The 26,729-nt window shown below is 37.4% G+C and carries 22 protein-coding genes; 3 read left to right on the top strand and 19 right to left on the bottom strand.

Translation table 11 applies throughout. The annotated features are described in order from the left end of the window. Window positions 1-98: 98 nt before the first annotated feature. The 7 genes from gap to F5ESL0263_RS02910 all read right to left on the bottom strand — a co-directional run bounded on the left by gap (window position 99) and on the right by F5ESL0263_RS02910 (window position 7,758). A complete protein-coding gene (gene gap / locus F5ESL0263_RS02940) occupies window positions 99-1,115 on the bottom strand; it encodes a type I glyceraldehyde-3-phosphate dehydrogenase (RefSeq protein ID WP_046306516.1) in 1,017 nt (338 codons plus the stop codon). A 52-nt stretch (window positions 1,116-1,167) separates the two neighbouring features. Continuing rightward, window positions 1,168-2,199: a sugar-binding transcriptional regulator gene (locus F5ESL0263_RS02935; protein WP_046306514.1), complete on the bottom strand. Its 1,032-nt coding sequence runs from the start codon at window positions 2,197-2,199 to the stop codon at window positions 1,168-1,170. Between the two features lie 427 nt (window positions 2,200-2,626). Next, on the bottom strand, window positions 2,627-3,655 hold the full coding sequence (gene argF / locus F5ESL0263_RS02930) for an ornithine carbamoyltransferase (protein WP_122034741.1): 1,029 nt from the start codon (window positions 3,653-3,655) through the stop codon (window positions 2,627-2,629). A 274-nt stretch (window positions 3,656-3,929) separates the two neighbouring features. Further along, window positions 3,930-4,661: an ABC transporter permease gene (locus tag F5ESL0263_RS02925; RefSeq protein WP_122034739.1), complete on the bottom strand. Its 732-nt coding sequence runs from the start codon at window positions 4,659-4,661 to the stop codon at window positions 3,930-3,932. Then, window positions 4,654-5,382: a hypothetical protein gene (locus F5ESL0263_RS02920; RefSeq protein WP_074425560.1), complete on the bottom strand. Its 729-nt coding sequence runs from the start codon at window positions 5,380-5,382 to the stop codon at window positions 4,654-4,656. Before F5ESL0263_RS02920 ends, F5ESL0263_RS02925 begins: the two co-directional genes overlap by 8 nt. Next, window positions 5,375-6,079, bottom strand: coding sequence for a lantibiotic protection ABC transporter ATP-binding subunit (locus F5ESL0263_RS02915; RefSeq protein WP_122034737.1), 705 nt, complete (start codon window positions 6,077-6,079; stop codon window positions 5,375-5,377). The genes F5ESL0263_RS02920 and F5ESL0263_RS02915 overlap by 8 nt, the downstream gene beginning before the upstream one ends. 152 nt (window positions 6,080-6,231) lie before the next feature. Beyond that, entirely contained in the window at window positions 6,232-7,758 is a 1,527-nt protein-coding gene (locus tag F5ESL0263_RS02910) for an SH3-like domain-containing protein (RefSeq protein ID WP_122034735.1), read from the bottom strand. A 161-nt stretch (window positions 7,759-7,919) separates the two neighbouring features. On the opposite strand from F5ESL0263_RS02910, the gene F5ESL0263_RS02905 reads away from it, so the two are divergent. Together F5ESL0263_RS02905 and F5ESL0263_RS02900 are read left to right on the top strand one after the other, a co-directional pair. Next, the gene (locus F5ESL0263_RS02905; protein WP_122034733.1) at window positions 7,920-9,359 is read left to right on the top strand and encodes an APC family permease; all 1,440 of its coding nucleotides are present in this window, start codon (window positions 7,920-7,922) and stop codon (window positions 9,357-9,359) included. A 97-nt stretch (window positions 9,360-9,456) separates the two neighbouring features. After that, entirely contained in the window at window positions 9,457-9,909 is a 453-nt protein-coding gene (locus F5ESL0263_RS02900) for a Fur family transcriptional regulator (protein ID WP_233558444.1), read from the top strand. A 40-nt stretch (window positions 9,910-9,949) separates the two neighbouring features. Here F5ESL0263_RS02900 and F5ESL0263_RS02895 read toward each other — a convergent pair whose 3' ends face one another. Beyond that, window positions 9,950-11,689: an SH3-like domain-containing protein gene (locus F5ESL0263_RS02895; protein ID WP_233558443.1), complete on the bottom strand. Its 1,740-nt coding sequence runs from the start codon at window positions 11,687-11,689 to the stop codon at window positions 9,950-9,952. 171 nt (window positions 11,690-11,860) lie between these two features. Between F5ESL0263_RS02895 and clpP the strand changes: the two genes are divergently transcribed. After that, the gene (clpP, locus tag F5ESL0263_RS02890) at window positions 11,861-12,445 is read left to right on the top strand and encodes an ATP-dependent Clp endopeptidase proteolytic subunit ClpP (protein WP_046306499.1); all 585 of its coding nucleotides are present in this window, start codon (window positions 11,861-11,863) and stop codon (window positions 12,443-12,445) included. Window positions 12,446-12,500: 55 nt separating this feature from the next. On the opposite strand, the gene whiA is transcribed toward clpP, so the two are convergent. From whiA to hprK, 11 genes are all read right to left on the bottom strand, one after another. After that, complete coding sequence (gene whiA, locus F5ESL0263_RS02885) at window positions 12,501-13,436, bottom strand: DNA-binding protein WhiA (protein WP_109715312.1); 936 nt, start codon at window positions 13,434-13,436, stop codon at window positions 12,501-12,503. 3 nt (window positions 13,437-13,439) lie between these two features. Continuing rightward, window positions 13,440-14,474, bottom strand: coding sequence for a gluconeogenesis factor YvcK family protein (gene yvcK / locus F5ESL0263_RS02880; protein WP_122034731.1), 1,035 nt, complete (start codon window positions 14,472-14,474; stop codon window positions 13,440-13,442). A 4-nt stretch (window positions 14,475-14,478) separates the two neighbouring features. After that, the gene (gene rapZ / locus F5ESL0263_RS02875) at window positions 14,479-15,357 is read right to left on the bottom strand and encodes an RNase adapter RapZ (protein WP_109715311.1); all 879 of its coding nucleotides are present in this window, start codon (window positions 15,355-15,357) and stop codon (window positions 14,479-14,481) included. Between the two features lie 88 nt (window positions 15,358-15,445). Then, on the bottom strand, window positions 15,446-15,988 hold the full coding sequence (locus tag F5ESL0263_RS02870; protein WP_122034729.1) for an HdeD family acid-resistance protein: 543 nt from the start codon (window positions 15,986-15,988) through the stop codon (window positions 15,446-15,448). 50 nt (window positions 15,989-16,038) lie between these two features. Next, window positions 16,039-18,891 (bottom strand): excinuclease ABC subunit UvrA, encoded by a 2,853-nt coding sequence (gene uvrA / locus F5ESL0263_RS02865; RefSeq protein WP_122034726.1) that lies wholly within the window; start codon window positions 18,889-18,891, stop codon window positions 16,039-16,041. Beyond that, window positions 18,881-20,923, bottom strand: coding sequence for an excinuclease ABC subunit UvrB (gene uvrB / locus F5ESL0263_RS02860; RefSeq protein WP_122034724.1), 2,043 nt, complete (start codon window positions 20,921-20,923; stop codon window positions 18,881-18,883). Before uvrB ends, uvrA begins: the two co-directional genes overlap by 11 nt. Before the next feature lie 99 nt (window positions 20,924-21,022). Next, window positions 21,023-22,747 carry a phospho-sugar mutase gene (locus F5ESL0263_RS02855; protein WP_122034721.1) on the bottom strand — a complete coding sequence of 575 codons (1,725 nt, stop codon included), beginning with the start codon at window positions 22,745-22,747 and terminating at the stop codon, window positions 21,023-21,025. 132 nt (window positions 22,748-22,879) lie between these two features. Beyond that, window positions 22,880-23,809, bottom strand: a complete 930-nt coding sequence (gene trxB / locus F5ESL0263_RS02850; protein ID WP_122034719.1) for a thioredoxin-disulfide reductase — start codon at window positions 23,807-23,809, stop codon at window positions 22,880-22,882. Window positions 23,810-23,866: 57 nt separating this feature from the next. Continuing rightward, window positions 23,867-24,886 carry an NAD(P)H-dependent glycerol-3-phosphate dehydrogenase gene (locus tag F5ESL0263_RS02845; RefSeq protein WP_122034717.1) on the bottom strand — a complete coding sequence of 340 codons (1,020 nt, stop codon included), beginning with the start codon at window positions 24,884-24,886 and terminating at the stop codon, window positions 23,867-23,869. A 31-nt stretch (window positions 24,887-24,917) separates the two neighbouring features. Then, on the bottom strand, window positions 24,918-25,754 hold the full coding sequence (gene lgt / locus F5ESL0263_RS02840) for a prolipoprotein diacylglyceryl transferase (RefSeq protein ID WP_122034715.1): 837 nt from the start codon (window positions 25,752-25,754) through the stop codon (window positions 24,918-24,920). Beyond that, complete coding sequence (gene hprK, locus F5ESL0263_RS02835; protein WP_074425575.1) at window positions 25,751-26,713, bottom strand: HPr(Ser) kinase/phosphatase; 963 nt, start codon at window positions 26,711-26,713, stop codon at window positions 25,751-25,753. The genes lgt and hprK overlap by 4 nt, the downstream gene beginning before the upstream one ends. Window positions 26,714-26,729 lie beyond the last annotated feature (16 nt).

Here is a 26,729-nt window from a genome sequence, read left to right as displayed (position 1 = left end):
TCCTCCGATAACTTAATTATTTTTCTTGAAAAAAAGGCGGAAGGAAGAATTTCCCTCCGCCTTCTCTTTACTACTTATTCAGTAATCTAATTTACAGATTAAAGAGTAGCAAATTTCAACAAAGTACGAACCATTTGGCAAGTGAATGAGTATTCATTGTCGTACCAAGCAACAGTCTTAACTAATTGGTTGTCACCGGCAGTGGTTACCATAGTTTGAGTTGGGTCAAAGATTGAACCAGCAGTCATACCTACAACATCACTTGAAACGATTTCGTCATCGTTGTATGCAAATGATGGGCTTTCGTATTTCTTCAATGCTGAGTTAACTTCGTCAGCAGTTACCTTCTTGTCAAGGATTGAAACTAATTCAGTCAATGAACCATCAGTAACTGGTACACGTTGTGCGTGACCGTTAACTTTACCGTTCAATTCTGGAACAACAAGACCAATAGCCTTAGCAGCACCAGTTGAGTGAGGAATAATGTTAACTGCAGCAGCACGAGCAGCACGCTTGTTACCACCACGAACAGGTCCATCCAAAAGCATTTGAGTTGAAGTGTAAGCGTGGATAGTAGTCATAGTAGCTACCTTAACACCAAATTCTTTTTGCAAAGCGTCAACCATTGGTGCCAATGAGTTAGTAGTACATGAACCAGCAGATACGATTGTGTCGCTTGCGTCTAAAGTATCATCGTTTACTGAGTAAACAATAGTCTTCAAGTCGTTACCAGCAGGTGCTGAAATTAAGACTCTCTTTGCACCAGCGTCAAGGTGAGCTTGTGACTTAGCCTTGCTAGTGTAGAAACCAGTACATTCAAGAACAAAGTCAACACCATCGTTCTTAACCCATGGAATGTTTTGAGCTTGTGGTTCTGCGTATACACGGTATTTCTTACCATCTACAACGATTGAATCATCAGTAGCTGAAACTTCGTGGTTGAAAGTACCATGAGTTGAGTCATACTTCAATAAGTGTGCTAAAAGTGCTGGAGTAGTCAAGTCGTTAATAGCAACAACTTCGATATCCTTTGACTTTTCGCCCAAATCCATGATTCGACGGAATGCTAAACGACCAATACGGCCAAAGCCGTTAATACCAATTTTAACTGTCATATTCTAAAGTCCTCCTTAAGAACTATAAACATCTTTTTATTTTAAATGAGAATTATTTCTCCTTTAAAATCTTCTTTGAGGCTCCCTCATCAGTAATTAACCAGGTTTGATGAGGAGCATTAGGCATATAAGCTTTGATTGCTTTGGCTTTTCTGCCACCACAAGCAAAGGCAAATATGTGAGGTATTTTGTTCAGATTTTCGAACTGCAAGCCAACCTGATGCACGCGGTCGACAATCTTACCATCGCTATCGAAAAAACACCCAAAACATTCGGTAACGACCTTTTTTTCACGCAACTCAGACAAACGAACCGAATCGTATCCTCTGCGCCGCGCCATATCTTGAGCTAGCCCTATTCCATGAATGACAACATCAGTTTTTGAAATATCTTCAAGCACATCAGCAACAGTTGATTCACGAATCAGTGACTTATAGGCTTCTGTAGAAACCTGCTCAGGTAAATATAAAGTTCTATATTTACCACCTGTTTTCAGTGCCATCTCCTGAACAATTGTGTTGCTTTGAATCGCAACATTTTCACCCAAGGCACCTCTACCAGGTACAAACTCTAATTGCCGATTTTTACCTAAATTTCTAGACAAATTTTTTGCTGACTTCGCAAGTGCAGCTCCACCTAAAACAGTGATAATTGAGTGTCCTAGAGGCAAAAGTAAGTCAAGAGCTGAATTGAGTTCTTCACCCATTCGCTCATAAACAAGTTCTTGCAAGTCACTATCACCAGGAACAATAATCGTCCGTTCAATTCCAAGTTTACGAGCTAAATCAACCTCAGTTTCACGTGCATTGAATAGTCGATCAATCACTGGCGCTGCATCCTGCAACATCTTCTGACCTTTTTCTGTCATAAACATTCCAAAGCTTTTAATCTCGATTAAGCCGAGATCACGAAGATACTCCGTTTCAGTTCGAACATTCCTTTCAGAAAGTCCTAAAGACTGAGCAACACTTCTACGCCCAATTGGGGCTTTAAGTGATATCTGCTCTAGAACAAGATATCTTTGTCGAAAAACTTTTAAAATGTCAGGAACGAGAGCTTCTAGCACAGGAATTTCCGAGTACATCGACTTCTCTCCTTCTCCCGGGACATTTTTGACCTACCTATTGTCATTTTTTGTCCCAGATTGTCTAAAAATATAAGAGAAACGTGAACTTATATCAATTAAATTCTTCATTCCTCAATCGACATCTATAGTATATCAACCACCAAAAAATAATTCAAGCAAAAATGAACCGATTAGAAAGTCTTAATAATTTAACTGCTTTTTCCTTAGTTTTAAGTAATAACTGAGTCCTGCTTAGCTTTTGGAACAAAAAGAATTCAATTTTTTGTTTTTTTCTGCTATACTTGTTCAAGTGTTAATTGGGTCCTTAGTGTAATGGATCGCACGTAAGATTCCGGTTCTTAAAATCTGAGTTCGACTCTCAGGGGACCCATAATTAAACAATAAAAGAGCTAAATGATTTGTTGTCATTTAGCTCTTTTTGCTTTTACGGTCTTTGTTCTAGTATTTCTTGCAATTCACTTTGATACTGACTAGCAATCTTGATTGAATCAGTGTCTGTAGCAAAATTGGCATTAAGTAAATAAACAAACACTGCGCGCATAGCCTCTTTTTTATTGGCTGCTTGCTCCCACGCAATTGATTTTTCACCTTCAAGAACAGAAGCACTGACCTCTTCGCCCCTATTAGCAGGCAAGCAGTGCATAAATTTAACATTAGGATTTTCGGTTTTTGCAATTAACTCGTCATTAACTTGATATTTAGGGTAAAAGATCTTCATGTATTCATCTTTATTCAGTTCTTGGTCATATAAGCCGTACCAAACATCTGTATAAATGAAGTCTGCGTTTTTTAAAACTGCTTCATCTTCAGATAAAGTGATTGTACCACCTGTTTTGTCAGCAATTTTTTGTGCTTTTTCTACTATTTTCTTTGGCATTTGCTTAGCTTTAGGGCCATATTGCACAAATTGCATGCCCATTTGCGCACACAGATAAATTGCTGAAACAGCTATTTGCGTAGCATCCCCGACAAAAACAAGCTTTACTTCAGATAGTTTCTTATCTTCAGGTAAATACTCCTTAATGGTAATCAAATCACCTAATGCTTGAGTAGGATGATCATCATCGGTCATAAAGTTAACAACAGGAACACGAGAATTTTGAGCTATCTCTTCAACATCTTCTTGGCTAGCTGTTCTAACTCCGATAATATCAAGCAAGTCCCCTAGAGCACGACTGGTATCCGCTAATCCTTCATGACCACCTTCGCCTAATTGAATTTGACCAGGCGCTAAATATAGTGCATGACCACCTAATTCAGTCATTGCAGCTTCAGCAGAACAACGCGTTCTTGTTGAGGATTGATCAAAAATCATCCCCAAACTTTTGCCCTTTAGTAACGGTGGATAATATCCGTGCTCAATTGCCTCTTTTAGCTTTAAGCCCAGTTCGGCCATATATTGCATTTCAGTTTGCGAAAAATTACAGGTATCAATAAAATCTCTTTTAGTCAAAAGGTTCTCCTTAATTAAAATACTTGGTTTTATCAGACTAAAATGATAACTGATATCTTTCCTTTGAAAAATGATTTTACTGAAATTATAAAAAGTCTTAAACATTGCCATACATAGCAACATTATTCACATACTTTAGCATCTTAATATCTCATTTTTAAGCAAAAAGGACTAACTTCGATTAAAAATCGAAAGTTAGTCCTCATCTGAATTATAATGCGCTACTCTAATTTTTATATTTATGTCAGGCACGCAATGATTCAACTTAGAACTTTTAGTGTTGCCAGTTTCTAAATGCCTTTTCAATCAACAGGCTAAATATAACTGTTAAGAAGAGTGGAATTATCATCAATAATCCTATGACTTTTTGGAAACCAAGACTCATTTCTTTCTGCCAAAAAGCAATCAAGTAAATTTGCCATGACCAGGGTACAATCGGCCAAATAAAGTCGAAGATAACTGTAATGCTTAAAGCAGAAATTACGGATCCAAAAAATCCTAAAATCATCGCTCCCCCAACGTTCCATTTAAGTACAATTAATTGAGCAATTGCGTATTGCAAAAAGCCAAAAAGAGCAAAAGCAATGCTTGTTAGAAGAAGCTTTAAGAAGGAGATGCCCGTTACACGGAACCCATATTTTAGAATCAAATAGTAAAAAACACTTGTCCCTACTATTTCAACAAAATACCACAGCCAATAGTACAGCAATTGCGTCATTATAGTTTTGCCCTTCCCTATAGGATTGGACAACCAATTTTTGCAGCCGCCGGCTTTTTCTTCTCTATCAAAAACAAGACAAACCACAACGCTAATGACTAAAGGAGAAACAATTGCTAATATTTCATAAAAACTTATAACCATGGTTTGGGAATTAACAAAATTTTTCTTACTTCCATAGTAAAGTCCCATAATTAGCGGGAAAATAAGTAGCACAAATAAATGCATGTATAATAAAAAACTACGCTTTAATTTTGCGTTTTCGGCTTTAAATATTTTATTAATCATTCTTCTTTACCTGATTTCTGAATGATCTAGCACCTAAGTAACTTAAAATCACAAATAAAACAAGTGCTGCTCCAATCGTCCAGTAATTATTCGATAAACCTGAAGTATTTGCTATCGGAAGCCCATTTATTTTAATCTTAATTAGAGAAATTGGGAAAATTTCAGACCAAGTAAATGGCCAAATTTTTCCCCAAGCATATTCATTAATTTCTATGCCAATAAAAACTCCGATAGCCGCAATAAGCACTGTAACATACATATTCGTCAAACGACTAATCCATGTGTATAAAGGTACTTGCCATAAATTCACAAGCCATAATCCCAAAATCGCCAAAACTATTGAGGAGACTGAAACACTAGTAACTGTCACAAATGAAAGTACGCAAACCAAAATAACTAGGACAAGGGAAGTAATCAGACCTTGCAGAGACCCATGAAGTATTCTACCTAATTCATAACTAAATAAATCATCCGGTGAGCTCAGAATCATTTTATATTCAGTACTATTTTTTTCATGGCGATCATTTAGCCCAATGATGAGTGCTAAAAATAATGGAAACCAAATACAACTCCACTGATTAATTATGCTTTGAGCCACATAGCCGGCTGCTGCAAATAATAGAAAAGTGACAATTGCTACTAAGAATGGAAAAACCCAGATTAATTGTCTAACAAGAGTTCTTTTAGTTTTAAGAGTTTCTATTGATAGAGCTTTAAGCACCTGTAACACCAGCTTTCATCAACGTACTATTAAACAGTTCTTCCAAGTTTTCCTGATGATCTATCGGCTTTTCTAAGAGAAGTTTACCGTTTCCGATAATTCCAATGTTATCTGCTAAATGCTCAACTTCTGATAACATGTGACTTGAAATAATAATTGTGATATCTTTCTTTTTAAATTCAGCAATCAGGTTACGTAATTGTTGAATTCCTAACGGATCAAGTCCGTTTGTTGGCTCGTCTAAAATCAATAGCTTAGGACTACCAACTAAGGCTAACCCAATTCCCAATCGTTCTTTCATACCTAAAGAAAAATTCTTAGCAAGTTTCTTTCCAGTTTGATTCATACCCACTGTTGCTAAAATATTATCTATTTCATTAGTATCTACGCCTCGCAAATTACAAATAACCTGCAAATTTTCTCTTGCAGTTAGGTTGCCATATAATGGGGCATTCTCAATCAACGAACCGATAGACGCAAGATCTTTTCTAGACCATTCATGTCCAGCAAAGGAAATCGATCCTTCTGTGGCTGAAATCATTCCAGTCAAAATTTTCATCAGTGTCGTCTTACCTGCTCCATTTGGTCCAAGCAAGCAATAAACCTGATTGGCAGGTACATGTATATTAACATGATCAAGTGCAACTTGATTTTTGAACTTTTTGGTTAAGTTAGTTGTTTCTAGTATGTTTTGCATAGGGGCCTTCCTTAAACTATTTTAAAAATACTATAAATGAAATTATATAATAATTAAAATAATATGCAAACTTTATAAGAAAAGTCAATTTATTATTAATCCGGACTAAAACAAAAACAGTCTTCCTTTCGGAAAACTGTTTTTAATTCATTTTATTTAGTCTTACCGACCGTTAATTCTCCACGTTGAGCAAATTCAGCGTAAATCTTATTACCGGAAATAGACAGACCCTCAAGCTCACGTTTTACGTTGAAATGATGCGTCTTCTTGTAAGTTCCGTCTTTGGCCACTTTGAAAATGTAGTCGTTAAAGCCAACGTAGAATTGGTCATGAGATGGATCATAAGTAAATCCTTGAACAGGTGAATGGTTGCTGACAAAGTTACCCTTGGTTGCACCAACTTCTTCTGGTACCCAAGAATCACCAGTCCGTGTTACTTTCCAGTATTCATAATAACCATTGCCACCATTATGGAATAAGCAGTACATCGTGTTATCATCAGGGAATGTTGCATTGTGAATATATCTTGGTGATGAGCCACTCCAAATTCTGAAGCTCCAAATTTGGTTAACCATCATATCTGACTTACGAATTTGATAAATTTCTTCAGAAGCAGTTGAATTCTTCACCTTATTATCATTAGCAATTACATAAATATAATTTGCCGAAGAGCCGATTGCTTGTCCGTGTCCAAGTTTAATGTATGGACTGACTTTAATATGTGATGCATATTTTTTGAAAGTTGACCATTTTAAGCCTGGTAAATTCTGTGCGCCATACTTGCTAACATGGTTTAAATCATATGAAACCAAGTGACCGTATTGATCACTACTTGAATTGAAGACAGCAACTGTAAAGTTGGAACCGCGTACAGTTATTCCTTCTGGTATTACCCCAACTTGTCCCATTTTATCAGCCGCCTTGTTGTAATCTAAACTGACAAAACGAGGTTGGAAAAACTTAGTTTTAAGAGTTAAGCCATTTGATTTAAAAGTATTCGGTCTAGTTTCGAAAGTAAAGTGATGAGCTGCATTCCAATTTCTTGAACTAGATTTTGAACTGCCCTTCCAAGTAGAAACTTCTTTAGGACCTTTTTTAGGTGTAATAGAAGCTCTAGTTATACCTTCATTTTTGTCAGCACGAACAGTTACTACTGTACTTGCCTTTGCATTGCCGTAGCTGTAATTAACTGTTGTAGCGCCAGGGGTAGCGGAACTAACACTAGACGTTGAAACTTTAACTTTATTTGCGTTAACAGCTGTTCCTTCACTATTTGTAGCATAGTTAATTGCATCTCTTGTATCAAATGAAAAACTTGGATTTTGTACTAGGCTTACTTTAGAAACGACTGCAATTTTGTTTCTTGCAAAAAAGTCTTGGCTGACCCAGCCAACTGTACGTCCATCAACAATAATTTTCCAAAACTTACCCTTTTTAGTATCAAGTGATTGCTTAGATTGAATTTGAGCATGCTTAAAATACTTAGTTGAAGTAAATTTACCTGATGGGCCCTTTTTGCTTGCCTTATGATAAATAGCATAGTTACCATTACCAGCAATTTTAGTCACAGCTTTGTGGTAGCTCTTGGCATTTACTTCAGTTGTGTTACTCCCGACAAATAAGCCAGTTACCATAATTGAGCAGGCAACTAGCAACTTACTTATAAACTTTTTCTTCATTAAATTCTTTACCCTCCTAATAAAACATATATAGATAGTTTCACACTTTTAAAAAGTTAAATCAATAGCGCATTTTTAGGATTCTAACAAAAATTAGATTTTTATAATCCTCTGCGTTACAATATCAAAGTTATTATTTTTTCTGTAAGGAGAACTAGGTTATGGAAACATCGCAAGAAAATTCCAAAAAAATGATGTGGCCCACCCTAGCAACTATGGCCTTCTCTATTGTTTGGAGCTTTGGTAATGTTGTTAATGGGTTCATTTATTTCGATGGAACAAAAGTTATTCTCAGTTGGATTATTATTTTCCTTCTGTTTTTCATCCCTTATGCATTAATGGTTGGTGAGCTTGGCTCTGTCTTTCAAAACTCCGAAGGTGGAGTCTCATCATGGATTAATGCTACAATCGGTCCCAAATGGGCATACTATGCTGGTTGGACTTTCTGGGCTGTTCATGTCGTTTATATCTCAAGTAAAGGTACTGGTGGCTTAAGAGGTATGTCTTGGGGTATTTTTGGCAATACCACTTGGTATGACAGTTTACCTACTACTTGGACTCAATTGGCAACTCTTGCTGTCTTTTTATTCTTCTGCTGGGTTGCTAGTCGTGGTGTGCCAGTTATTAAGACTTTGTCAACGATTGCTGGTTCATCAATGTTCATCATGTCAATTTTATTCATTATCATGATGTATGCAGCACCTATGATTAATCCTCACGCAGGTTTTAATAATATCAGCTGGAACTGGAAGAATTTTGTACCTGACTTTAACCTCAAGTACTTTACTTCACTATCAATTTTAGTATTCGCAGTTGGTGGAGCTGAAAAGATTTCACCATATGTAAACAAGCTGAAAGATCCTTCTCGTAACTTCCCTAAATCAATGTTAGGTTTAGCTGGAATGGTCATGATTTCCGCAATTTTAGGAACAATTGCTTTGGCAATGATGTTTGATCCTAAGGTTGTCAACGCCAATTTAAACGAATACATCTCTAACGGACCTTACATGGCCTTTGATAAATTGGGCCAATACTACGGTGTTGGTGGATTGTTCATGTACATTTATGCTTGGTGCAACGTTATTGGACAATTCTCAGCTTTAGTAATCAGTATTGATGCTCCATTACGTATCCTATTAGGTAGTAAGGAAGCTAAAGATTATATCCCTAAGAAACTATTGAAAGTTAACAAGCATGGTGCCTACATCAACGGTATTTGGATGGTTGTTTGCTTATCCGGTGGTCTAATTGTTTTACAAGCTATTATGCCAAACGCTCAAGCAGTCATGGCACAATTAGTTAAATTAAACTCTATCGTGATGCCAATGCGTTATTTATGGGTATTCATTGCTTACATTGCATTACGTAAGCAGGCTTCTAAGTTCCACAATGGCCAAAACTACGAAATGACTAAGCATCAATGGCTTGCATATACGCTTGGTGTTTGGGGATTAATTGTTACAGTTGCATGTTGCTTAATGGGAATGTACTCTGATGATCCATTTACATTATGCTTGAATATTGCTACCCCAATTGTTTTATTCTTACTTGGTATGATTTTACCAACGATTAAGCACCATCAAGATGCTAAAGAACAGTAAATACTAATTAAAGATTAATTAAGTCGCCTAATAAAAGGCGACTTTTTTTGTGTATTTAATGCTAAACTATACTTAATAAACTAAGGAGATGAAACCTGTGCCAAACTACTTAAAAGAAACAGAAGATTTACTACGTGAGCATAATTTGAAAGTCACCAAGCCACGGCTTAAAATCTTGAAATATCTGCGGACACATCATAATCATCCTACTGCAGCTACTATTTTTAAAGCAATTAGCGGCGACGAGCCAGCCTATCGAGCAACAGTCTACAACACACTAAACAAATTAGTTGACGCAGGCATTGTTATCGAAATCAAAAATAGTGATGATTCCATTCACTATGACTACTTTGTAGAGCCTCATTTCCACATTATTTGTAAACAATGCGATAACATAGCTGACGTCTATTATCCAGACTTTGAAGCAGTTGAAAATCGTATGCGTGCAGAAGCTGAAAAACAAACGGGCTATGTTACGTCGGCAAGTCACCTAGAAATTTTTGGTATTTGTCCCGAATGTCAAAAGAAGAATCAAAAAAAGAAGAGCTAATTAGCTCTTCTTTTTATTTACTTTAAATACTGCTTATTTTTTAATCAATGTTCATGCTTACTAATAACTCTGCACGTTGTGCTAAGTTAACGTAAAGTTTTCCATCATGTACTGAAATACCTTCAATTTCACGACCAGTATCAAATGAATAGTGATCCTTTAAAGTTCCATCGCGACCAATTTTGAAGATTAAATCATTAAATGCTAAGTAAAAGTTCTTATGATCTGGATCATAAGCAAAACCTTGAACCGGTGAATTGTTGTTAACAAAATTGCCATCTGTTTTACCAACTAATTTTGGATTCCAGTTGTCACCAGTACGAGTTAGTTGCCAATATTCATAGCGATTATTCTTAGTATCATGATATACCGTGTACATCTCATAGTCGTTCATGATTACACCGTTATGGAAGTAACGAGGACTATTTTGGTCACCTACCCAAGTTTTCATTGTCCAAATCTTGTTAATTTGTAAATCACTCTTACGAATTTGAACAATTTCTTCTGAGTCAGTAGTTTCATTTAATTTATTATCATTGTTAATCACATAGATATACTTGTCACTTGCACCCATTGCTTGACCGTGACCAATTGGGATATATGGACTAACTTTAATATGCTTAACGTAATTATTAAAGTCTTTTTGTGACATGTCTAAAAGATGTTGAGCATTATATGGATTAGTTAACTTATTCAAATCATAACCAACAATGTGACCAGAGCTTAAATAAGTGTGACTCAATAAACTGGTATAAGCCCAGCCGTTTGAAACAGTTACACCTTCTGGAATATGGCCAACACGATTAATATTATCATCGGTTGGATCCTTTACGCTCAGAAGAACTGGTTGATAAAATCTTGTCTTCAGAGTCATATTACCACTTGTTAGAGTATGTGATTCTGTTTCTGGTGTGTATTCTGTAGGACTAATGTAATTAACTGAAGAACCATAATGTGTTTTCCATGCTTGGTGTTCATTTGTACCAGGCTGCGCAGGGAACGAATTAGTTACATCAGGATCAGCAATTCCTTCAGTAGTACTCTTTCTAACAGTTATTTTGACGCTTGCTGTCGCATCACCATATGTATATTTAACCGTATAAGTTTTTGGAGTTGCACAAGAGATAGTCTCACGCGAAACTTTCACATTGTCATTACTAATAACCGTACCCATGTAATTAGTTGCATATGAAATTGCATCCCGTGTGAAAAATTCATAAAACTCGTTGTTAACCAAGCTAATAGTCTTAGGAACAGCAATTTGGTTTCTAGCAAAGAATTTTTCATTTACATAACCAACTTTTCGACCATTAACATAAATTCGCCAATAGCGCGCACTTTTAGTTTCAATTAGTTGGTCTGATTGAATATGGCTATATTGAAAATTAATCCCATCAGCAACTTTTTTACTAACTTTGCCATCTGTTACATTTGCCCAAACCTTATAGTTTTTGTTACCAGCAACTTTAGTCATCATTGCATAACCAGTTATTACTTGTTTAGGTGTTTTCTTTTTTACTATCGGCTGCTTATCATTTTGAGTATCAGAGTTGGTATTACCAGGATCAGGTTGACTATTGGGATCGCCACTGTCATTTTCCTCATCGGTATTTTCTCCCTGATTACTATTCTTGCTAGGAGTGGTTTTAGTTTCTCCTTGCGTTGGCTGCTGCGATTGATTAGAATCAGCCTCAACCGATGTAATTGCAAGACCAGTTGACAATGCTAGGCCAGCAAGCATTGTTGTCGCAAGAATTGCAATTTTCTTAAAAAGCTTCAAAATTATTCCTCCAATATTTTAGTTTACTTTCGTATTATATAATAAGAACATTGTAACTTAGAATACAAAATTAATACACTTTCATTGACAGCATTTAATGTAAGTGATTTAATTAGCACTGTACTTATTAGAGTGCTAACAAAAATGACTTTAATTTTAGGAGGTAAAAAGATGCTTGTACCTACAGTTATTGAACAAACTGCTCGTGGCGAACGTGCTTATGACATATATTCTCGTTTGCTAAAAGATCGAATTATCATGCTCAGTGGAGAAATTAATGATGACATGGCAAATACAATTATTGCCCAGTTATTATTCCTTGATGCTCAAGACAACACTAAGGACATTTCCCTTTATATCAACTCACCCGGTGGTGTAATCACTTCTGGTTTAGCAATTATGGATACGATGAACTTCATTAAGTCAGATGTATCAACTATTGCAATCGGAATGGCTGCCTCTATGGCTTCTATTCTATTAACCAGTGGTGCAAAGGGTAAACGTTTTGCTTTACCTAACTCTACTGTATTGATTCACCAACCTTTAGGTGGGGCTCAAGGCCAACAAACTGATATTCAAATTGCAGCTAATGAAATTTTAAAGAGCCGTGAAAAGATCAATAAGATTCTTCACGAAACTACTGGTCAACCACTTGAAAAGATTCAGAAAGATACTGAACGTGATAACTACCTAACTGCTGAAGAAGCAAAGGATTATGGCTTAATTGATGAAATTATGGTCAACCAAAAGAAGTAGTTAGATACTAATTAAACTAAAAAGATCTCCAAGCTAAATAGCTTGGAGATCTTTTTTATTCTTCTAATTTCTGTGCCATTTCATGCAGTTTAGCAAAACGGTGATTTGCACCTGATTTTGAAATAGGTCCATCTGGAACTTGCTGAGCAATCTCTTTTAATGACAGTTCCGGATTGGCCAGCCGCAATCTTGCGATTCCCTGCAGCTTTTCTGGAATATTTTCAAGCCCGATTTTACGTTCTATTAATTCAATATCCTCAACTTGTTTAGCAGCAGCATTAGCAGTCTTTTTCAAATTTGCCGTATCACAATTAACTAAGCGATTAACCGAATTGCGCATATCACGCATAATCCTTAAGTCTTCAAAGGATAGCATTGCGTTGACTGCACCGACAACGTGAAGAAAATCGCCAATTTTCTCTGCTTCTTTGAGATAGACTATATAACCCCGCCTTCTACTAATTGTTTTGGCATTAAGGTTAAAATAATGATTCATTAGTTCTAATAAATCATTGTTGTGATCTTCATAAGCAGAATATATTTCCAAGTGATACCTGCTTGTTTCCGGATTATTTACACTCCCACTTGCTAAGAACGCACCACGCAAATACGACATTGCACCCTCGCGCGAATCAATTATTCTTTTAGGTATTCGCGTGATTAAACCTGAATCAGGCGCTAAAATTTCCAAATTAGTCAAAATTTCTTTGACATGATTTTGCAGGCGCACCAAATACTGGTTATTTTTCTTTAGTTTCATTTTACGCGAAACAATTAATAACGGTTCTACACGATACGCTGTTTTTATTAAAGAAAAAATTCGTCGAGCAATTGCTGGGTTTTCAGTTGTGATATCAAGACTAAACATACGGTCATGATAGTTTAAAACACCGTTCATCCGCAAAAAAGCAGCTAATTCAGCCTTTGCGTGCTCAGGATGAATTGGTAAGGAGGTAAGTTCCTTCTTTACTTCACTTGCATAACTTGCCATTGGTTATTCCGTAGTCTTTCTGGTCGACATTGCCGTAAATGCACGATTAATTATCTCGTTTGCCACTTTTTCACCATCATGGAAAACAAGGCCGCTTCGTTGGTCAATAAAGTCATCTGTGATTACCCGGCACCCTTGCTTTCGCAAGCCATCATAGTCATTTTTAACGGGTTCAATGTAGGCATCATAATCCTTAGGATTAAATTTTGACATGTCAATTTTTGCACCATTAACCAAAGTTGTGTTTACATAATGACCACCAAGATGCTTATTGATAACATCAACATGATCACAGTCGGAAAAGTGATCGGTCTCGCCAAGTTGGGTCATGATATTACAAATATAAATAACTTCGGCTTTTGTTTTTCTAACAGCTTCACCGAGGTTAGGTATCATCAAATTAGGAAGAATTGAAGTGAATAAGCTTCCTGGACCCAAAACAACTGCATCAGCTTGCATTATTGCGTCCAGAACAGGTGAAACAGCCTCCGGTTCTTTATTAGAATTCGTATCTGTTACCCAAACACGCTTGATTCGTTTGTCCTTGTTAGTTATTTCCTTTTCTCCCGCTTGGATTGTCCCGTCAATAAATTCCGCATTCAATGTTAAAGGCTCGTTAGAAGCTGGGAAAACATGTCCATCAACACGCATCATTTTTGACAATGATTGGACGGCGTCAAAAATATTACCATGCATTTCATTTAAAGCAGCAATAATCAAATTACCTATCGCATGTCCCGAGAAAAATGAGTCTGATGAATCGAAACGGTATTGAAAAACATCTTTTTGTTCTTGTGGTATGTCGCTTAGAGAAACTAATACGTTACGAATATCACCAGGTGGAACAACATTAATGAAGTTACGAATTGTTCCAGAAGAGCCGCCATCATCTGAAACTGTTACAATTGCTGTGATTTGCGCATCTTGCTCTTTTAACGCACTCAAAACAACTGGTAGACCCGTTCCACCACCAATTACAACAATTTTGGGTCTTCTACTTCTCGTTACCCTAATCACTTTGGAATCGCTATATGTCATATTTTCACCTTTTTCTGGTATACCTGCTAATTTCGCGATGAGTTATATCAACTGGATAGTCTTGTGACAAATCATGTGCAAGCTGCCTTGCAATTGCTACACTACGGTGTTGACCACCTGTACAGCCAATCGCAATAGTTAACTTGCTCTTTCCCTCTTTAATATACCCTGGCATGGCCGTTCTCAATAAATCTAACAGTTTTTCATAAAATACTTGTGTAATATCTTTATCCATCACATAATCGAAAACTCGTTGATCAAGTCCCGTAAAAGGTCGTAATTCAGAAATATAAAATGGATTTGGTAAAAAGCGTACATCTATCACAAGATCAGCATCAATTGGCAGACCATATTTAAAGCCGAAAGAAAGAACTTCAATTGAAAATGGCTGCTTTTCTTGATCACTAAATTCTTCAAACATTTTTTCTTTTAATTCTTGAGGAGTAAGGTTTGACGTGTCAATAATGTCATTAGCACGATTTTTAATTCCTGCAAGAATATGTCGCTCTTCAATAATGCCATCAAGTAGCCTCCCACCATGAACTAGTGGAGGAACACGCCTTGTTTCTTTATAGCGAGCAACCAATATATCATCCGAAGCATCCAAAAAGATAATCCGTGTTTGAACACAGCTATTATCCTCAAGTGAACTTATTTCATTTATTAAGTCCTTATAGAAACTGCGCACTCTTAAATCGATTACCACTGCTACTTTAGAATAATCATCCGAGTTGACAATTAAATCCCAAAAACTTGAAAGTAAGGTTGGAGGCAAATTATCAACAACAAAGTATCCCATGTCTTCTAAGGAATGTGAAACGACAGTCTTTCCAGCCCCACTCATTCCAGTGACAATCAACAATTGTTTTTTATTATTAGTCATGTTGCACTCCCCTCTACTCAAATTATAACATACCGGGTGTTTCACATTTCAGGTCAAAAAAAAAGTTCATTACGAACTTTTTCAATCTTTATCTATGAGCAAATGCTGCAATTACTTCGCTTATTCCAAAAATAAATAGCCAGAAGGCAACGAGCCAAATTAATGTCAATGCTGAAAGCATTGGGTTGAACATTAATCCTACTGCAATCAAGAGCCCGAAAATATTCAGTATCATGTTTACCCAGAAATAAAAACCAGATAAACTGCGTAAATGCCACGTGAAAATAATTCCAGAAATTGAATCAAACAGGAACCAGAAGGCAAATAAGTATGCAATGGTTAAACCTGCTGCATCGTATGAATAGAGGAATAAAATACCAATGATGATATCCAAAACCCCCGTAACGATTGAAATCCAACTAAAGGAAACAAAATAACGAAAGCGACTATAAAATGCGAGCCAGACAAAACCTTGGACTATTGAAATAATCGCAAACAGCAAGACAAATGCATGTAAAGCCTTATTTGGGTGACTAATTAAAAATACTCCTGCAATAATCATTAATATGCCGGAGATAAGTGCAGCCCAATTAAAGCCGCGTCTCTCTCTGTAATTTGAAAAATTATCCATTTCTATTCCTCCCTGTCCGATATTTTACACTTTTTATATGTAAATAAATACTATTTCTTTGCTTTTTTCGCTGCTTCTTTAGTTAGCGCAGTGTCTCGTTTAAGAACAGGGGCAAGATATTGTCCTGTATAACTTTCCTTTACTTTAGCAACATCTTCAGGGGTACCAGTTGCAACAATTGTGCCACCACCTTCACCACCGTCAGGACCAAGGTCAATTAGCCAGTCAGCATTTTTGATCACATCAAGGTTATGTTCAATAATTAATACTGTATTACCTTGATCAACTAGCCGCTGCATTACTTCAAGCAAACGCTTAATATCATCAGTATGAAGACCAGTTGTTGGCTCATCTAGAATATAAAAATTCTTACCAGTCGAAATTTTTTGTAACTCTGCTGCTAACTTCATTCTTTGCGCTTCTCCACCAGATAAAGTAGTGGCAGATTGACCTAATTTCACGTAACCCAATCCTACATCGACGATTGTTTGCAACTTGCGGGCAATTTTTGGAATATTCTTGAAAAAGTCGCAAGCTTCACTAATGGTCATATCAAGGACTTGGGCAATATTCTTCTTGCGATATGTGACTTCAAGCGTTTCTGAGTTGTAACGATTGCCGTGACATACCTCACAAGGTACGTAGACATCTGGCAAAAAGTTCATTTCAATTTTAATTATACCGTCACCGCGACAAGCTTCACAGCGTCCACCTTTGACGTTGAATGAAAAACGAGCTTTAGTATAGCCACGTAATTTTGATTCATTAGTTTGAGCAAATAATGCTCTAATATCATCAAAAACACTAGTATAGGTGGCAGGGTTACTTCGAGGAGTTCTCCCAATTGGACTCTGATCAATATCAACGATTTTTTCGATATTTTTATAGCCAGAAATACTCTTATATTTACCAGGTTTAGTCTGGTTACGATTCAACTTTTGCGCTAATACACGTTTTAAAATCATGTTGACCAAAGTCGATTTACCAGAACCTGACACGCCAGTAACAACGATTAGCTTACCCAGTGGAAATTCAACCTTAAGATTTTTTAGGTTATTTTCTTCAGCTCCGGTAATGGTAATCTTTTTCCCATTACCTTTACGTCTTTCTAATGGAACCGGCACAAATTTTTTACCAGACAAATATTGTCCTGTAAGTGATTTTGGATTAGCTTCAACTTCTTCAGGTGTTCCGGCAGCCATTACTTCACCACCGTAACTACCAGCACCAGGCCCCATATCAACAAGATAGTCAGCTTGGCGCATTGTTTCATCATCATGTTCAACGACAATCAATGAGTTACCTAGATCACGCATTCGCTTTAGTGCAGAAATCAAACGATCATTATCACGTTGATGCAACCCAATCGATGGCTCATCCAAAACATACATTACTCCGGACAAGTTTGAGCCAATTTGTGTGGCCAATCTAATTCGTTGAGCTTCCCCACCAGACAGAGTGTTAGCGGAACGAGATAACGTTAAATAGTCTAGGCCAACACTGTTCAAGAAGGATAGTCGATCTCGCACTTCTTTAAGAATTGGTTTAGCAATAATTGTTTCTTGTTCATTTAATTTAATGTTATTAAAAAATTCCAAAGCCTTGGTAATCGACATTTCAGATGCTTCCGAAATATCTTTTCCCATAACTTTAACTGCTAAAGCTTTTTGGTTAAGGCGCTTGCCGTGACAAGTTGAACACGTTAATTCTGTCATGTATTTACCCATGACATCGCGCATAAATTTGGACATTGGGTTCATGTAGCGTCTTTCAATGTTTTCCATTACGCCTTCAAATGGTGCAGTGGTGTTCTTCACGCCAAATTCACCAGATAAATGAAAAGAAATTTCTTTCTTAGAACCATGCATCAAGATTTCTCTTTGATTTTTGGTCAATTTACTATATGGCTTATCCATTGGAATCTTTAATGCGTCACATGCTTGTTGAAGCATCCCACCATAGTAATTTGAAGTCTTCCAAGGAACAATTGCCCCTTCAGCTAGTGTCTTACTTTTATCAGGAACAACTAAATCTTCATCAACTGAACGCTTTACTCCCAATCCATCACAATCTGGACAAGCACCAAACGGTGCATTGAAAGAGAATAAACGTGGTTCCATTTCGCCTACTGTAAAACCACATTTAGGACAAGCGTAGAACTCAGAAAAGTTTAGTGTCTCACCATCAATAATATCAACATCCATGTATCCTTCTGACAGCCTTAGCACAGCTTCCACTGAATCAAAAAGACGTGATTTGATACCTTCTTTAACTACCAACCGGTCAACGACAATATCAATGGTGTGGCGTTTATTTTTGTCTAAATCAAAATCCTCACTGATATCATGCATCTCACCATCAACAATCACACGCACATAACCAGCACGTTGAACCCTTTTAAATACTTCCTTGTGAGCGCCACGTTTAGATCTGATTACAGGTGCGAGTAGCTGAATTTTAGTCCTTTCAGGTAATGCTAAAATTCGGTCAACCATCTGCTCAACGGATTGTCTTTCAATTAATGTTCCATCATTCGGACAGATTGGATGACCAACTCTAGCCCATAGTAAACGCAAGTAGTCATTGATTTCAGTAACTGTACCAACTGTTGAACGAGGATTATGCGAGGTAGTTCTTTGATCAATTGAAATTGCCGGATTTAAGCCATCAATTGAATCAACATCCGGTTTGTCCATTTGACCTAAAAATTGACGAGCATAGCTAGACAATGATTGAACATAACGTCTACGACCTTCAGCATACAGTGTATCAAAGGCAAGCGAGCTCTTACCAGAACCCGATAAACCAGTGATTACCACCATTTTATCTTTTGGAATTGTTAAATTAATATCTTTTAAATTGTGTTCACGTGCCCCGCGAATTACAATCTTATCATTTGCCATTTAGTGTTTTTCCCTTTTTCTCAATTGGTTTTCTTGTTGAACTTTCAAGCTCCATGATTGCGTCACGCAATGTTGCGGCACCTTCGAAATCAAGTTTCTTAGCGGCTTCTTGCATTTGCTGACGAAGATCTTTAATCATCGTTTTCTTCTGTTTAACAGTTAGTTCATCAAAGTTAAGATCAGCAAAGCTATCAGTCTCAGCAACTTCATCAACAGCCTTGGTGGCAGAAATCACGTCTCTAATCGGCTTAACGATTGTCTTTGGTGTGATACCGTGTTCTTCGTTAAACTTGATTTGCAATTTACGTCTTCTCTGCGTTGCCTCAATTGCTTCCCGCATAGAATCCGTGATTGTGTCAGCATACATAATTACTTCACCATTAGAATTACGCGATGCACGTCCCATTGTTTGAACAAGTGGGCGGTAAGCTCGTAAAAAGCCTTCTTTATCAGCATCAAGAATCGCGACTAATGAAACTTCAGGAACATCGATACCTTCACGAAGAAGGTTAATTCCAATTAGCACATCATACTTGCCCATTCGTAAGTCACGCAGTATTTGCATTCTTTCAAGTGTCTTTACATCAGAGTGCAGATATTGAACCTTAATCCCTAAATCCTTTAGATAATCGGTCAAGTCTTCTGCCATTTTCTTAGTTAATGTAGTGATAAAGACACGTTCATTACGCTCAATTCGCTTATTAATTTCACCGACCAAATCATCAATTTGACCTTCAACCGGTCGGACCTCAATTTTCGGATCCAACAATCCTGTTGGTCGGATAATCTGCTCAACCTTGTGGTCAGTTCGCTCGAGTTCATAATCACCAGGTGTAGCAGAAACATACATAATTTGATTTACATGCTTTTCAAACTCATCAATTTTTAAAGGCCGGTTATCCAATGCAGATGGTAATCTGAAGCCGTAATCAATTAACGTTTTCTTTCGATTACGGTCACCATTGTACATTGCTCGAATTTCAGGCATCGTGGCATGGGACTCATCAATTAGAATTAAAAAGTCATCTGGAAAGAAATCAAGCAAAGTGTAAGGCGGTTCGCCCTCTTTTCGATTTTCCATATGTCTGGAATAGTTTTCAATTCCACTGGTAAAACCAACTTCTCCCATCATTTCCATGTCAAAAGTAGTGCGCTGCTTAATTCTCTCCGCTTCAAGGAGTTTTCCCTCTCCTTCAAACTTCTTAACTTGAAGCTTCATTTCTTGCGAAATAGCTTTAAGCGCTCTGCGCATTTGTTCTTCATTAGTCATGAAATGCGTAGCTGGAAATAGTGAAATACTCTCACGCTCACCAATTACCTCACCTGTTAAAGAATCAATTTCAACGATTCGGTCAATTTCATCCCCAAAGAATTCAATTCGGTAGGCATGACTTGAGTTACCAGCTGGAAAGACTTCAACAACATCTCCGCGCACTCTAAACCGTCCGCGCTGGAAGTCAATATCATTGCGATCATACTGAATGTTTACAAGATTGCGCAGCAATGTATTACGCCCATAGTCATCGCCTTCATGAACCGTAATCACACTTGCAGAATACTCTTTTGGATCACCCAAACCGTAAATACAAGAAACAGATGCTACGACAATCACATCGTTTCGCTCCGTCAAATCACTGGTAGCTTGGTGACGCAACTGATCAATTTCGTCATTGATTGATGAATCTTTTTCAATATAGGTATCTGACTGGGGTACATAAGCCTCAGGTTGGTAGTAGTCATAGTACGAAACAAAGTAGTCAACTGCATTGTTAGGGAAAAACTCCTTAAATTCGCCATACAACTGACCAACCAAAGTTTTATTATGTGAAATTACTAATGTCGGCTTGTTCAAATTGGCAATAACATTAGCCATCGTAAAGGTTTTACCTGTACCAGTAGCTCCTTCAAGAATTTGTTCCTTATAACCTTTTTTAAAGCCGTCAGTTAATTTATTAATTGCCTGCTCTTGATCTCCTGCAGGTTTAAACTTTGAGACAAGCTCAAATTTTCGTTTATCTTGTCGTTTAATCATAGATAGGCTCCTCATAAAAAAATTGGACCAAAAAGTCCAACCTTTATTTCGTTTATTCTATTCTACTACCTCGAACGTATTTTCGCACGTCTTTTGTTTTTATTTTAAAAGTTGTGCTAAAGCTTCTTGATAGTCCTGTGCTGCCGCTTCAGCTTGTTTAATGTCTGGCTTGTTAACCCCAACGTATGCTTTAATAACTGGCTCAGTGCCTGATGGTCTTAGAGCAAGCCAAGTATCATCGGCAAGATAGTACTTCAATACATTGGACTTAGGTAAGTCAGTAAATGGTTGTTTTTGCTTTCCACTAAACTGTTCTTGCAATAAGTAGTCTTCAATTTTAGAAACCCTTACCCCATTTATCTCGGTTAACTGACTTTCACGCAATTTAGCCATTAATTGCGTCATTTTCTTTTGTCCACCGATGCCAGGCATTTCAATTGCACGTGTGAGTTCATATGATGTGCCATACTTTTGCCAGATCTCGTTTAAGCCATCCAAAACAGTCATTTGACGAGAAGCATAGTACGAGGCAACCTCTGCAAACATAATTGCGCCCTGCATTGCATCTTTATCGCGTGCAAATGGCTTGAATAAGTAGCCATAGCTTTCTTCAAAGCCCATTAAGAAACGGCCATCGTGCTCCTTGTTCATTCGGTCAATTTCTTCGCCGATAAATTTAAAGCCGGTTAACACTGTTTTGGTTCTAATTCCAAAGTCTTGTGCAATTTTCAGTGGCATACTACTTGAAACAATTGAAGTGATTAATTCATAGTCACTTGCTAGTTGATGATTGTCTTTTAAGTTAACTAAAAGATAATAGATCATCAAAGTGGCAATTTGATTACCAGTCAGAACCTGGAATTCACCATTTTTTGTCCTTACACAAGCGCCCATTCGGTCTGCATCCGGATCCGTCGCAATAATCAAGTCAGCATTTACTTGGTTTGCAAGTTCAATTCCTGGATTAAAAACATCACGATACTCAGGATTAGGCTTCTTAGTTGTTGGAAATTCAGGGTCAATAATCGATTGACTTGCTACAGGGTAAACATTAACGAACCCGTTTTGCTTAAAGGCACGCTCATAAAGCATCTTGCCTGTACCATGGAGTGGTGTATAGACAATTTTTAATTGATCTGCATTCTGCTTAATCTGCTTTTTATCAACATTAACTGTTTTTAATTCAGCTAAATAGGCTTCATCAAGATCTTCACCAATTAACTCCAAAGTGCCATTAGCACGTAATTCCTGAACTTCAGCAGTCTTAACTTGAAAAATGTCCGTTATCTTTTGTGCATAGTCAAAAACACGATCAGCATCGACTGGTCCCATTTGGGCACCGTCTTCACCGTACACTTTATAGCCGTTATATTGTTTGGCATTATGCGAAGCGGTAATGTTAATACCAGCAAATGTATGGAGATAACGGACTGCATAAGACAATTCTGGCGTTGGTCGCAAGTCATCGAAAAGGTAGACGTGGATGCCATGGGCTCCAAGAATCCGAGCCGCATGTTCAGCAAAGTCACGTGAATGATATCTTGAATCAAAAGAAATGACTACGCCGCGTTTTTGCGCCTCAGAACCTTTTTCATCAATTAATCTTGCTAGCCCTTCTGTTACCCAGCCAATTGTAAACAGGTTTATCCGATTAATTCCCGGTTCAAGTCGGCCTCGCATACCGGCAGTTCCAAAATTAATTTCTTGGCCAAAAGCATCTTCAATCCATTTCGGATCTTGTCCCAACTGTTCTAGTTGCTTCTTTAAATAATCAGGCATATTAGGCGTTTTTTGCCAAACTTGAAATATTTCTTTAGCGTTCATTACAGCACTAAACCTCTTTTTCTTGTTTTTAAATGGCTAATTCGTTTTCATAATTTCTATTCTAGCATTTATCAACTTAGCTATCCGCAATAATAAAAAAAGAATCCATTTTTTATGAATCCTTTCCTAGTTTTATTTATCATTTAAATCTTGTAGATAATTGTAAGCGGCTTGACCAGCTATACTACCGTCACCAACAGCATTAGCAATCTGGCGCAAATCCTTTGCTCGAACATCGCCTAAGGCAAAAATACCATCAGCCTTAGTTCTCATGTGATCATCTGTTGGAATCCAGCCCTGCTCATCGGTTATTCCAAGCTCTTTAAAAGGAGCAGTTTGAGGAATCACACCAACGTAAATGAAGACACCACGAGTAGCCAATTGCTTTTCTTCACCAGTTTCTTTGTCCTTGTATGTAACACCTGTTACGCGTTGGCCATCGCCATCGATTGATTCAGTTATCCCATTCCAAATGAAATTGATTTTATCATTGGCAAAAGCACGTTTTTGTAAAGTTGGCTGAGCCCGTAACTGATCTCGACGGTGAATAACAGTCACTGATTTAGCACTCTGAGCCAAATAAATTCCTTCTTCAATCGCCGAATCGCCACCTCCGATTACTGCAATGTCTTCATCCTTGAAAAATGCAGCATCACAAACAGCACAATAAGATACACCCTTACCGGAATATTCTTCTTCTCCTGGTACGTTCAGGTGCCGATGATCAGCACCTGTTGCAATAATCAACGCAGGAGCACTATATTCACCAGTGTCAGTCTTAACAACCTTATTTTCACCGTCTATAGTTACTGACTGAACATCACCATATTCAAATTCGGAACCAAATTTCATTACCGAATTGTACATTTTCTCGCCCAACTCTGGCCCCTTAATTTCAGTAAAACCAGGATAGTTGTCAATTGCATCAGTATTATTCATTTGACCACCGTATAAACCACGATCCAAGATTAAAACTGAAAGGTTAGCTCGCGAAGCATATAGTGCTGCAGTTAGTCCGCCCGGGCCAGCACCAATTACAATTACATCATATTTTTTTGTCATAATTACACCTTAACTATACTCTTATTTTTCGTAAGTAAATCTTACATCTAAAGCCGATTAAAGTCTAATTTCTTGCTTTGGACTTCTTCCCATCATTTTGGTGATTTCAGCGTCAACATTAGAGTTTTCATATAGTACACGATAAATTGCTTCACTAATTGGCATATCAATTTGTTTTTCTTGGCATAATTCATGAACTGCCTTCACGGTTGTGGCACCTTCAACAACTTGTCCCATATTTTGCAAAACATAATCAAGACTCTTACCTTCACCAAGTTGTTTACCACAACGCCAATTACGTGAATTAACTGAAGTACAAGTAACGATTAAATCACCGATACCAGATAAGCCACTAAATGTCATTGGATCAGCACCAAAGTAGTTAACGCCAAGTCTTGTGATTTCAGCAAGACCTCTGGTCATTAAAGCTGCTTTAGCATCATCACCATAATGCTTACCAACCAAAATTCCTGCAGCGATTGCAATTACGTTTTTAACTGCACCTGCAACTTCAACACCAACTAAGTCGCTATTAGTGTATAAGCGGAAATAGTCATTTGAAAACATTTCCTGTACTTTTTCGGCGTTTGCTTTACTTGTTGATGCACAAGAAATAGCAGTGAGATCTTTTTGAGCAACACTTTCGGCGTGGCTTGGACCTGAAATTGCCACAATTTTATCAGTGTCATTAGGATAGATTTCTTCGGTAAGAATCTCTGAAATTAATTTCTTAGTCCCTGGTTCAATTCCCTTAGTTGCAGTTACAATTAATGGCTTGCGACCAGTTTCAGTCAAAATTTGACCAACTTGCTTGGCAACAATCCTAATTGCTTGCGTTGGCAACACAAAAAGAATGACTTCAGCGCCATCAAGTGCTTTGTTTAAGTCACCTGTGGCTGTAGCTGTTTCATTAACACTCCAGTTTTTCATGTAAAGCTCGTTGGTATGATGCTCGTTAATTTCTTGGTTAACTTCTTCATTATTACCGTAAAGTACGATTTCATTACCTTTATCAGCAAGCATCGAACCTAGAACTGTTCCCCATGAACCTGCTCCTAAAACTGCAATTTTTGTCATTGTTTTTCCAATCTTTCTATTTATATTTTTACTAATCTCTTGAATACGGGAATTTTAACCCACTACCGTCAAGATACCATTTAGGTTTGACGACTTTTCTTCGATATATGAATAAAGCAATTACAGCAATAAACAAAATCAAACTTAATAACTGGGAAATTCTTATTCCACTTGTTAAATATAAACTATCTGTACGCAATCCTTCGACAAAAAAGCGCACGATAGAATACCAACCAAGGTACAGCATAAAGACCTCACCTTGTTTAAACAAGTGCTTTCTGTGTCTTAATACCAGAATCAGAATTAACCCGATGAGGTTAAAAAATGATTCATACAAAAATGTCGGCTGATAATAAGTACCGCCAATCTTCATTTGATTAATGATAAAATCTGGCAAATGTAGGCTCTGCAAAAAATGTAAAGTTGTTGGTCCACCGTGAGCTTCTTGATTGAAGAAGTTACCCCAACGTCCAAGAATTTGCGCTGCCATAACCCCTGGTGTAATTACATCTAGCATTAAAAATGGCGGTAACATTCTTCGATAAGAAAATATTAGTAAAACAACCAAGCCAGCAATTAAACCACCATAGATTGCAATGCCACCATTCCAAATTGCAATAATCTGATCAGGATGCTTCGAATAGTAACTCCATTCAAAAATCACATAATAGATTCGAGCTCCAACATAACCAAGTGGAACTACCCATAACAATAGGTCAAGAAAGTCCTCACTTTCGATTTGGCGTTTCCTACCTTCAACAATTGCCATTGAAACCGCCAAAATGATTGCAACGGCCATGATAACGCCGTACCATTTTACACTAAAGTTACCAATTACAAAGGCGTCAGGACTAATCACTAACTTCATTTACTTTCACCCTTTGTTGAGTCATCTTTAGAGTTTTCAGCAATCAGACTAGTCAAATTATTGTCAAAAGTAGTCGTGGCATTATAACCCATTCTTTTTGCTCTAAAATTCATTGCGGCAATTTCAATGATATCTTCCATACTGCGACCAACTTTGACTGGAATAGTAATCTGGGGAATTTCAACATTGCAAATTTCACGTTTACTTTCTTCGAACCCTAACCGATCATAATTAGCCTTTTCATTCCAATTAACCAGTTTGATTACAAGCTGAATTACCTCGCGATTTTTCACTGCACCGACACCAAACAAATCCATTACATCAATAATTCCGATACCACGGATTTCCATCAGATGCTTCAAAATTTGTGGTGCCTCACCCATTACAGTTTCAACATCACGTTGGTAAACATCAACACGGTCATCAGCAATTAGCCTGTGGCCCCGATGAATCAAACCAAGAGCAGTTTCCGACTTTCCAACACCAGAGTCACCAGTTAGTAAAATGCCCATTCCTTTTACTTCAACTAAAACACCATGAACGGTATCTCTAACGGCCAAGCGTTCACGCAAATATTCCGTTAGTCGACTTGAAACATAGGTTGTTGACTCAGTTGAAGACAAAATTGGAATCTTAGCGTCCTCTGCTGCTTCCTTAAGTTCTTTTGGCACAGGCAAAGAACGTGAAACAAAGAAACATGGCGTTTGCGGCGTACATAGTCGCTTAAAGACATTGACTAAGCTCTCGTGATCTAGCCTAGCCGCATAAGATATCTCAGTTCTACCTAAAAGCTGAATTCGCTCTTTGGGATAAAAATCGAAATAACCAGTTAATTCAAGTCCTGGACGGTAAATGTCCGAGACCATTATTTCCTTATCATCAATGTATTGCTGTCCTTGGACAACATATGCAATTTTGTTATCTCGAACTAAATTTTTTAATTTAACAGCGTTTACCATTTAAAATTGCCTTTCA

This window comes from Lactobacillus sp. ESL0263 (assembly GCF_003692845.1).
GTDB lineage: Bacteria > Bacillota > Bacilli > Lactobacillales > Lactobacillaceae > Lactobacillus > Lactobacillus apis.
The sequence above is the reverse complement of the archived record's forward strand: the minus strand, read 5'-3'. Positions and strand labels throughout refer to the sequence as shown.

What these genes read in the sequence shown, in the direction of transcription:
- yvcK (WP_122034731.1), bottom strand. Translation starts at nt 14,474, where the DNA reads ATGACATATAGCGATTCCAAAGTGATTAGGGTAACGAGAAGTAGAAGA.
- gap (WP_046306516.1), bottom strand. Translation starts at nt 1,115, where the DNA reads ATGACAGTTAAAATTGGTATTAACGGCTTTGGCCGTATTGGTCGTTTA.
- lgt (WP_122034715.1), bottom strand. Translation starts at nt 25,754, where the DNA reads ATGAAGTTAGTGATTAGTCCTGACGCCTTTGTAATTGGTAACTTTAGT.
- F5ESL0263_RS02910 (WP_122034735.1), bottom strand. Translation starts at nt 7,758, where the DNA reads ATGAAGAAAAAGTTTATAAGTAAGTTGCTAGTTGCCTGCTCAATTATG.
- trxB (WP_122034719.1), bottom strand. Translation starts at nt 23,809, where the DNA reads ATGACAAAAAAATATGATGTAATTGTAATTGGTGCTGGCCCGGGCGGA.
- uvrB (WP_122034724.1), bottom strand. Translation starts at nt 20,923, where the DNA reads ATGATTAAACGACAAGATAAACGAAAATTTGAGCTTGTCTCAAAGTTT.
- whiA (WP_109715312.1), bottom strand. Translation starts at nt 13,436, where the DNA reads ATGGCAAGTTATGCAAGTGAAGTAAAGAAGGAACTTACCTCCTTACCA.
- uvrA (WP_122034726.1), bottom strand. Translation starts at nt 18,891, where the DNA reads ATGGCAAATGATAAGATTGTAATTCGCGGGGCACGTGAACACAATTTA.
- F5ESL0263_RS02855 (WP_122034721.1), bottom strand. Translation starts at nt 22,747, where the DNA reads ATGAACGCTAAAGAAATATTTCAAGTTTGGCAAAAAACGCCTAATATG.
- rapZ (WP_109715311.1), bottom strand. Translation starts at nt 15,357, where the DNA reads ATGACTAATAATAAAAAACAATTGTTGATTGTCACTGGAATGAGTGGG.
- F5ESL0263_RS02915 (WP_122034737.1), bottom strand. Translation starts at nt 6,079, where the DNA reads ATGCAAAACATACTAGAAACAACTAACTTAACCAAAAAGTTCAAAAAT.
- F5ESL0263_RS02925 (WP_122034739.1), bottom strand. Translation starts at nt 4,661, where the DNA reads ATGATTAATAAAATATTTAAAGCCGAAAACGCAAAATTAAAGCGTAGT.
- F5ESL0263_RS02845 (WP_122034717.1), bottom strand. Translation starts at nt 24,886, where the DNA reads ATGACAAAAATTGCAGTTTTAGGAGCAGGTTCATGGGGAACAGTTCTA.
- F5ESL0263_RS02935 (WP_046306514.1), bottom strand. Translation starts at nt 2,199, where the DNA reads ATGTACTCGGAAATTCCTGTGCTAGAAGCTCTCGTTCCTGACATTTTA.
- clpP (WP_046306499.1), top strand. Translation starts at nt 11,861, where the DNA reads ATGCTTGTACCTACAGTTATTGAACAAACTGCTCGTGGCGAACGTGCT.
- hprK (WP_074425575.1), bottom strand. Translation starts at nt 26,713, where the DNA reads ATGGTAAACGCTGTTAAATTAAAAAATTTAGTTCGAGATAACAAAATT.
- F5ESL0263_RS02905 (WP_122034733.1), top strand. Translation starts at nt 7,920, where the DNA reads ATGGAAACATCGCAAGAAAATTCCAAAAAAATGATGTGGCCCACCCTA.
- F5ESL0263_RS02870 (WP_122034729.1), bottom strand. Translation starts at nt 15,988, where the DNA reads ATGGATAATTTTTCAAATTACAGAGAGAGACGCGGCTTTAATTGGGCT.